Origin of the sequence: Methanosarcina sp. UBA411, assembly GCF_002495725.1 — an archaeon.
GTDB lineage: Archaea > Halobacteriota > Methanosarcinia > Methanosarcinales > Methanosarcinaceae > Methanosarcina.
In genome coordinates this window covers 374816-383940 of record NZ_DAGK01000034.1, presented here as the reverse complement: position 1 = coordinate 383940, position 9125 = coordinate 374816, and the positions used below count along the sequence as shown (strand labels likewise).

The 9125-nt window shown below is 36.7% G+C and carries 7 protein-coding genes; 2 read left to right on the top strand and 5 right to left on the bottom strand.

The features are described 5' to 3' along the window. Positions 1 to 184: 184 nt before the first annotated feature. Complete coding sequence (locus BP861_RS14900; protein WP_292376783.1) at positions 185 to 1714, top strand: TraB/GumN family protein; 1530 nt, start codon at positions 185 to 187, stop codon at positions 1712 to 1714. Positions 1715 to 1943: 229 nt separating this feature from the next. Here the strand turns inward: BP861_RS14900 and BP861_RS14895 are convergent, their stop codons facing one another. From BP861_RS14895 to BP861_RS14875, 5 genes are all read right to left on the bottom strand, one after another. Beyond that, complete coding sequence (locus BP861_RS14895; RefSeq protein WP_394339185.1) at positions 1944 to 2219, bottom strand: DUF4405 domain-containing protein; 276 nt, start codon at positions 2217 to 2219, stop codon at positions 1944 to 1946. A 570-nt stretch (positions 2220 to 2789) separates the two neighbouring features. Then, positions 2790 to 3683: a formylmethanofuran--tetrahydromethanopterin N-formyltransferase gene (fhcD, locus tag BP861_RS14890; RefSeq protein WP_292376781.1), complete on the bottom strand. Its 894-nt coding sequence runs from the start codon at positions 3681 to 3683 to the stop codon at positions 2790 to 2792. Positions 3684 to 4404: 721 nt separating this feature from the next. Then, a complete protein-coding gene (locus BP861_RS14885) occupies positions 4405 to 4884 on the bottom strand; it encodes a chemotaxis protein CheD (protein WP_292376780.1) in 480 nt (159 codons plus the stop codon). A 199-nt stretch (positions 4885 to 5083) separates the two neighbouring features. Further along, complete coding sequence (locus BP861_RS14880) at positions 5084 to 5389, bottom strand: hypothetical protein (protein ID WP_292376779.1); 306 nt, start codon at positions 5387 to 5389, stop codon at positions 5084 to 5086. A gap of 942 nt (positions 5390 to 6331) precedes the next feature. Continuing rightward, positions 6332 to 7453 (bottom strand): ORC1-type DNA replication protein, encoded by a 1122-nt coding sequence (locus BP861_RS14875; RefSeq protein ID WP_292376778.1) that lies wholly within the window; start codon positions 7451 to 7453, stop codon positions 6332 to 6334. Positions 7454 to 8186: 733 nt separating this feature from the next. Between BP861_RS14875 and BP861_RS14870 the strand changes: the two genes are divergently transcribed. Further along, positions 8187 to 9125 (top strand): inorganic triphosphatase (locus tag BP861_RS14870; protein ID WP_292376777.1); only part of this gene is annotated, 939 nt, incomplete at its 3' end.

Sequence of the window (9125 nt, the reverse complement as noted above, 5' to 3'; positions counted from 1 at the left end):
GAAGGCAGCAAAATATAAATTCCTGGCAGATAATTACCACCACTTAATTATCTGCTTATACTAAGTTCTTTTATAGCTTAGTTGTTTTATCTGAAGGCTCTAACTGCTCATTCGATTAAAGGTTATCCTTCAAGTGTATGTACCTCACGCGTCACTTTAACTCGTCGCAGCAGAGAGATTAACAATGGACAAACCTGAAATTACAGATTCTCAGGACAAGGATCCTGACTACAGTTTTCATAGTTCATCTCAGGAGTCAATATATTCTATGGACAAACTTATGACCGAATCCGCAGAAAACACCATTTCTGTTGGAAAGTCTAAAATTTCTGGTTCTTCAATTAACATGCCGGAGGAAGACAAAACTTCTGTGCCGGCATTCCAAACAAAAACTGGCGAGCTTGAAAGAGAGCTTGACATAAGTTCCGAAATTATTGCAGAATCTGTTCCTGATTCAGCTTCCGAAGTTTTAATTCCTTCACCTCCCCAAGTATCGGATGCTTGTCAGGATGAATACCAGCCGTCAAAAATTGTGCTTATAGGAACCGCCCACGTCTCGGAAAAGAGCGTTGCCGAGGTCAAGGCTGCTATCAGAGATCTAAAGCCGGATATTGTAGCTGTCGAGCTTTGCAGGGGACGTTATGATTCACTGAAGGGTAATGTGCAGGAGAAGCAGGTTCCTATCAAGGAAATTCTCTCTGAAGGCAAGGTCAATTATTATATTATTCACTGGCTGCTTGCCTATGTTCAGAAGAAGATCGGTGATGACATGGGTGTAAAACCCGGAGCCGAGATGCTTTCCGCTATAGAGGAAGCCGAGTTTATTGGAGCCAAAGTTGCCTTAATTGACAGGGATATTCAGGTTACCCTTCAGCGTTTCTGGGGAAAGATGAAATTCCTGGAAAAAGTCAAGATGATTGGCTCGCTGCTAGGTGGCCTCATAGGAATTGGAAAAGGAACCGAAATTGATATAGATAAAATTACAGAAAGTGATGTTGTTACTGGCCTTGTAAATGAGCTCAGAGATTTTGCCCCGACCGCAGCTGAGGTTCTCATTGATGAAAGGGACGCATATCTTGCAGGAAGCATCCTTAAGGTTGCGGCAGGTGGAAATAAAACTGTTGTCGTGGTAATTGGAGCTGGGCACAAGCCAGGGGTAATTAAGTACCTGAAGAATCCAAAAAGCGTTCCTTCCCTGAATAGTCTTATGCAGGTTCCAAAGAAACGTATAAGCCTGGGAAAAGTTGTTGGTTTTGCTTTTGTTGCCGTTATAGTTGGATTCTTTTTACTACTGATGTTTTCCGGCGTTCCGCTGAACACCCTTTTGATGGCTTTTGGATGGTGGTTTATTATTACAGGAACCCTGAGTGCAGTTGGTACTCTGCTAGCAGGCGGCCATCCTTATTCAGTTCTGACCGCCTTTTCGGTTGCTTGGCTAACTACTTTGCACCCGCTAATTGCCGCAGGCTGGTTTGCTGGGCTTGTAGAAGCAAAACAGAGAAACCCTACCACCGCAGATATAAAAGCCCTAGCAGGAATAGAAACCTTCAGGGAGATGTTCAAAAATAGGTTCATGAGAGTTCTCCTTGTTGCTAGCTTTGCAAATCTAGGAAGTATGACAGGAACTTTCCTTGGAGCTTATGTCATGATGCAGGTTACTGGCATTGATCCGAGGGATATTCTCCTTGCCGGCTTCCATGCAATTGGACTTTGAATGTTTGATAAGTGACTTGAAGATTTAATAATATTCTGAATTTTGATTAATCTTTTTTAAGGATCCTTCTTACGGGAAATTCTTTTTTCTCACTCATTTCTTTATTTTTTACCCGCTCCTTTACTTTTTTACTTATTTCTTTACTTTTTTACTCATTTCTTTACTTATTTCTTACTCTTTCCTTCATATTCTTCTAATTTTTCCTTTATATTTTTCATATAGGGCTTCTTCAGTCACCTTTTCCTTTACAAATAACATCTTTCTTTCCCTTTCTAAAAAAGCTCTTAGTAGTATGTACAATCCATTGCCTGTGCAGAATAAGATGAATAATTACGAGAATCACTATCAAAATTCCAGCTTTACTATGTATCCAGAGCCAGGTAGCTTTCATTAACCCCATATATACAACATATTTCCCTCTTGGAATTCCTGAAGGTATAAAAAAATACATGAATAGCCCTGTGCTTGCAACTACTAAAAAGAAGATTGTCAGAGCAAGGTCTATTAAGTAATTGGTTTTTGCTCTGTTCAGATTTTCACTTCCATTTTTTAGTTTTGTAGAACATAAAAATAAGCTTCTGTAAATACCGAGTTAATTAAGTTTGTTCCCTTTATCACTTATTTTCTATCACTTATTTTCTTAGAATACAAATTTTCTTGAAAATGAATTGTTTTAAAAGTAACTTTTTCTGGGAAAATAAAAAGCTACGTGAAAAGAAGAATTAACTGAAATATCAAAAATGGGTCTGATGTGAAAAGGATATGTCAATTAGGACGTAAAAAGAATCCGTGGACTGAAATACAAAAGGAATGTTGACTAAGATATGAAAAAGATAAGTGAAGAGTAAAGAGGATGAGTGGAGAGAGTAGTGGATTATGTTCCAAAATCTAGTGGTTTTACATTCTTGATTGAAAATTTTAATTCGTAAGAGAAATTCAATCGTCAGAATTAACACTCAATTTTATACAACATCTTACTGTTGACGTTGCACTGGGTTCTGGTACTGAGCTGAATAATATAAATAAATAAATAAATAAATAAATAAATAAATAAATAAAAAAGGAATTATTGAGCTCAGAAGAGCTCATGCAATTTAAACTGATATTTACCCAGCTTTCCACCGTAGTTTCCTGCAGAGATTTTCTTAACACCTGGAACAGTTACAGCGGCTTTAATTCCTGCTTTCATGGCAGCTTTTATGCTTTCTTCATCAAGGCCGTTGATAACGATTTCATAAACAGCGTTGACATCTGCCGGGATTTCAGTGTTCTCAACCTTATCCTTTATGGAAGGGCAAAATTTCTCATTAGCAGTAGCTTTCAGGAATTTGTATTTGTTTGCTCCGGATTTGGAGCCGCTGGCTACAATGCCGCCAGGGAATGGGGTAATTGTACCTTCAAGCTCTGCAATTGCATCAACAGCAGCTTCAGCTGCGGTCAGCGCAGTCATCTGGGAATCCCCAAAGATGAAGAAGTTTCCACCTGCAATTCCAGCTATGGCTCCTATATTTTCTTCGGTCAGGAAGTCTCCTTCCATAATTGGGACTTTATACACTTTGCGACCGGCAATCTGAGTTTCCGATTCCATACCGTCTGCGAAGAATTTGAGTTTAAAACCTACGTTAAACTGTTTTTCAGCTTCAGGAAGCCCATTGAATACTGCAGTTGTAGGGGCTGTAAGTACACACTGCCCAATTCTTTCAAGTAGCTGCTCTTCCAGAGCTTCGTATTTGAAAGTGCAGATCTGTACATAAACTCCAGGCCTGCCATCAGGGGTCTCGCTAGGACTTGCTAACCTCTCAATTCCGGCTTCTGCAGGACACATTATCACAGATGTTGCAAAGCCTGTAGCTTCAGTAGCTGCTACAAGGGCCCAGCGTTTAGTAGCAGCTGTTATGAGTACCCGTGCAATCTTGATCGGAAACGCTTCTGCATATGTATCTTCGATTTCTACTCCGTTGATTTCCATAAAAATCTCTCATTTGCTTATTGTTGCTATTTCGAAATTAGCTTACGAATGATCAGGTTTGATTTTCTCTGATTTTCGTCTTCGATAAGCTTTCAGAACTTTCCAGATATCTACAGAATAACTTAGAATAAAATATTTACTCAGAGGATTACTCAAAGAGTTGAGAGTAGTGCTAAGAGTGTTATAAAGTGTACTTAATGTGTACTTCAAGTGTACTCACAGTATTAACTTAAAGTATATTTAGCGTGTTGCCCAAAGTATACTTAAAAAATACTAAGAGTGTACTCAAAATGTACTCAAAGTGCTACTTTACCTTAGATTTAGCCTCAGATATACATTTAATGTTTTTATTTATATTTAATATTTTTATTATATATTTAATGTTTTATGTTACTTTTATTCTCTCTTCTTTATTAATGGGGCTAATAATGTCAATTATAATATTTATATCAGATATATAATTTTTCAGGGAAAAGGCGAAGAAACAAAAATTAATTAAAAAATGTATTATTTTGAAAAAATGACTAGTTTACATATTCAAAAATATTTTTAAACATAACTTCAATAATCGAAAATAAAAAGAATTAGTAAAAACTGTATAAAAATATAAATTGAGTAAAGATGAAAATTGAATAAAGAAAATGTATAAAGACAAAAACAAGTAAAAAGATAAAAACGAGCAAAAGTAAAAACAGGTTGGATATAAAACAAATTAGTTCTTTCAGATTATTTTATCTCCTCTCAAAATAGTTCTTACGAGGAGGTTGCCTGTAGAAGTATCAAAGGTTACTGTGCGTCCGTAATTTTTGCCAATATCTTCGGCTATAACTGGTATTTCAAGCCTTTCCAGGGTTTTCTTGGCCCACTCTATATTTCTTTCACCTATACTTATATTTTGGTTTTCAAACATATGTGCTCCTCCGACAAGTTTTGCTTCGAGCCTTTTTCTGGAAGAGCCTTTTTTTACCATCTCAGCTGCCAGATACTCTATTCCGGAATCTGCATATTTTGAAGGTTTATCTTTTATCCTTGCATGATTTATACTAGGAAGCATCGCATGGACAAGCCCTCCCATTCTCTCTTTCCTATCATAGAGTGTTATACTTACACATGAGCCCAATCCGAAAGTTTTAATTTTAACCGGACTCCTTGCTAATGCACAGGCTCCTATTCCCACTACAATTATGCCTGAGTCGGTCAAATCGAAAACCCTCGTAGTTTAGAAAATTCTCTGGTTTAGAAGTTAGTTAAAAGTTATTTACAAACTATTTATAACTTATTTAGAAGTGATATATAAATGATCTTAGTTTATTCACAAAGTATTTGGTTCTATGAAATCAGGCACAACTGCCAGATTTTTCAAGAATGAATTTAAATTCTTCTTAAATATTTATTAAAAATTATATCTCGGGTTGACCAAATTTCTGGTAAAGCATTCCATTAATTCTTTTTAACAGACTATCTAGTGAAGCAGGATCAAACAAAGTTAAAATATTTCCATAAATTTCCTCTTCTTTTATCAAAAACTCCGCATTGAGCAGGAGGGCGAAGTCTGTCTTACAACTCATTTCCGTGAGCAAAGAATTCAGGATAGAGCCAAACATATCGTACATCGTATAAGACGTTGAGATTAAAATGTTGAGATCCAGAAAATTTGAAAGTGCAGTTACATAAGTTCCTGCAAGGATATGACTGATTTCTTCCATTAAAGATCAGTTGATAGTATCAGTTGGGTCTATTCCTCTCTCTTCACCTGAGAAGATCAGAGAGAGGCTTCTCACACTTTTCTCAGGAAAGAATATTAATATATGCCAATTCAGACCTTTTTCAATATGCATGAGTGAGCCTAGAACTGGAAATTCCTAAACGCTTGTTATTTCGGTATATTTTCAATTTGCTCAAATTTCACGCCTAGAACCCTTGCCTGAACGGTGAGATTTGTTAACTTATTAGGGTCCTCCAAAATTAGTGTGTAAACTAAGGATTCAGAATTCTTATTTTAGGTAATAGATATATAACCAGAGTTCCCCCAATAAAAGTACATTCTTAAAATCCAATTTAGAGGAAAATACACCCGATTAAACTCTAAAAATAATAGATGGATGGGATTAGAGCTTTATTTTTTGACAAATCACATTTTTTTGAAATTCTGGCAACTGACTCCGTTTTACAAAATTAAATGTTTAAAATAAGGACTAAAAAACCTTAAAATGGAAGTTAAGAATATTTAATTTCTTTAATGGAAAATAAATTCTTTATCATCCGTACTTTTATTGGGGGAGCACTAGCACCAAATACAATTCACGAGATAAGGCTTATTAACCCTTGAAAAGTGAATCATTTTTTGAGGGCCCTATACTTATAAAGTACACTAAAGGTATGAAGCTCGTTCCAAGAATTGTCTATCTGTACCTCATCCCCGCTTTAGAATGAGTCTTGCTTATCTATATCACTTTCCACTTTATTGAGATACACTTTGATACCGATGATTAGACATGCAGAGTACGAGATCTAAATGAGATGAAAAACATCAGAATAAAAGATGATTTAAGACACAGAAACGCTGGGGATGTCCCGCAATAAATTGCGGGGTAGCGTGGTTGGGGTTTAGGTCCTTAATGTAGGTCTTTAGGTAGTTATTTTAAGGCTCAGCCTTTTTTAAGGCAATTAAGAATATCCTCAGCCCTGAATTTTGTTTTTATAATTCTCGTCCTGCCTCTCTGGCCCTTGCCGGTAAAGTCCGCATCTATGTAGTTGAGTACCTGGAGCCTGTTGACAATACCATAAAATCGAGTATATCCAAGTTGGGTTAATTCATGGAAAGATTTGTAAAGTTCACCTGCCTGGATTTCTCCTCTTTTTGCTATTAGCTCAAGCAGATGTTTTTCAGGACCGGACAGGAGACTTATACCCCTGCACAGATGAAGCAGTTTGGAAGCTTCATACGCTTTTTCCACATCTTCAGAAGAGATTGTACGGCTTCCCCTGCGTTCGGCATTAAAACCGGAACGTTTTAGAAGATCAATTCCAACCCTGAGGTCTCCAGTCCTTTCTACATATGAGACCACAAGTTCTAGTAACTCATCAGAAATTACCTTCGGATAAAAGCCATATTTTACCCGATCTTTGAGAATATCGAGAATTTCGGCACTTCCGTATCTCGGGAAAGGAATATCTTCAGGCAGAAAAACCGAATTCACTCTTGAATCCAGGCAGTAGAGGTCAGCAGAATCATTTACGATCCCGATTACTCCTATCTTTGCTCCAGGATATTGCTCATGCGCTCTCAGCAGCGAATACATCACTTCATTGGCATGTCCCTCGTAACAGAGATAATTAAGGTCATCAAGAGCAACAAGAAGAACTTTTTCCGATGAGACGAGAAAATTAACAACGGTTTCAAAGATCTTCCTGAACGCAATTCCTGAATTGGGAGGAGAGATTCCAAAAAGCTTCCTGTAAATCCTGGACATTACTGCAAAGCGCGTGGAATCAATCTGACAGTTGACTTTGACGGTAACGACACCAGTCGCATGGGCTTCAACTTCTCTGAATATCTTCATAACTGCACTGGTCTTTCCTGTTCCGGGAGGACCTACCAGCAAACAATTCAAAGGCCGCATACCGCGCAGGGCTGGCTTGAGCGCAAATCTAAGCCCATTCAATTGTGACTCCCTGTGGGGAAAATAATCAGGAAGATAGTCAGGCTCAAGTACCGACGGGTCCTTAAATAGGGTCTCATCCCAGAATAGTATGTCATTACCTGTCAAGGGAAGTTACTCCATAAATCATTAATCCGTTATCATTAATAATTGAAAGCTTGTCAATATTAAAAATTCAATAGTATGAAAGCTCGGGGCTGTAAAATTATTTTCGGCTGGGAAAGGAGCTTAACTGGTTACAGTGCAGGAAATAAGATAGTTCTGCATTCTGAATTAAATGATATATATCAATTTAAATGGAACATTCTCTATCAATTTAAATTGAATATTCTCTATCAATCTAATGGAATAATCTATAAGTAATCAAACGAGACTCTACTGGATAAATACTTAGTAAGGGAAATTCAGATAGTATCTATAAACTAAATTCCTGAGAAACTGAATTTTGAGAATATCCTTGCTGTTTTTTCTAAATTTTTAGTAAATATTGCTTTACTGCATTTAGCTTTTTTGAATTGTTATTCAACATATAATTTAATTAATTAGTCATTTTTAGAAGATTTATATTAAAGTGGTTTTATAAAAGAATTAGTATATAATTAATTTGAAAACAGTGTGTATTGGTTAATTTTAACAGATAAAAAGAATAAAATTAGATTTATTTATAAAGATTTGAGTAGTAATTATAAAAACAACTCAGAAAAATAGTTTAGAAAAAATAATCCTTTAGAGGTTCTGAGATATATAGCATCTCAACTAATTTAACTGTAGTTTTAAACATATATCTGTAATTTAATCATAATCCTTTAATCATAAGAAAAACCCGGGCTGGAAAGATAGTATGGAGATAGAATCTAAATTTCTGGTAAAGGAAGAAACGGATTTTCAAGCCCTTGAAAGCCTCTCAAAGCTGGCTTCATACTCTCTTTCAGAGGCAAAAATCCAGTTAAATGAAGATATTTTCTTTGATACTGAGAACCGGGCTATTATGGCTTCTGGATACTATCTGCGGGTCAGAAAAGCGTATGGGGAAGACGGAAGCTGGATAACTATTAAAAGCCTGGGAGGTTTCGAAGGCGGAACTCACAAGCGAGAAGAGCATGTAAGTTTTCTACCTGAAGGAACCTCAGTGCTTGCATGTCCTGACTCCCGTATTAAAAACCTGATTTTCGAGTTTACGGCAGGACTTGACCTTTTACCGCTGCTGTCCCTTAAACAGAAAAGGGTAATTCGCCAAGTAAAAATGGGAAAAAAGCTTATAGCTGAAACTTACCTGGATCGGGTCAGCCTGAAAAGTAAAGGTAAGGAAAAGAACTACAATGAGTTTGAAGTTGAGCTTAAAAGTGAAGGAAGATCAGAAGATCTAGAAATTATCCGGCGCCTCCTTCTCAAGCACTACAACCTGGCTGAGAGCCAATTTTCCAAGTTCGAGAGAGCTTTTCTTTTCATGGAAAACCTTCCTGAGAAAACCTTCCTTAGCCTGAAAGAAAGAGCTTTTTGTGCACAGCTTGCAGATCAGAAAAATGTGTATGGAAAGCAAGCTCAAATTTTAATGGGACTTGATAGAGGAAAGAGCTGCGAAGAGCTCAGCCTGCTTTTAAAACTTCCTCAAACCGAAATAAAAGCTCTGCGTTCAAAATTTAAGGAGAAAAGGCTTTCTATTTTTCCTTTTACAACTTATAAAGAAAAGGACCCTGAATTCCATCTTCAGACCGGAAAAAATTGCTTTTCTAAAAAGGAAAAAAAAGCGTTAGAACTTAAGCAATATGATAAGCAATGG

Coding starts and splice junctions, on each gene's coding strand:
- fhcD (WP_292376781.1), bottom strand. CDS start 3,683: ATGGAAATCAACGGAGTAGAAATCGAAGATACATATGCAGAAGCGTTT.
- BP861_RS14900 (WP_292376783.1), top strand. CDS start 185: ATGGACAAACCTGAAATTACAGATTCTCAGGACAAGGATCCTGACTAC.
- BP861_RS14880 (WP_292376779.1), bottom strand. CDS start 5,389: ATGGAAGAAATCAGTCATATCCTTGCAGGAACTTATGTAACTGCACTT.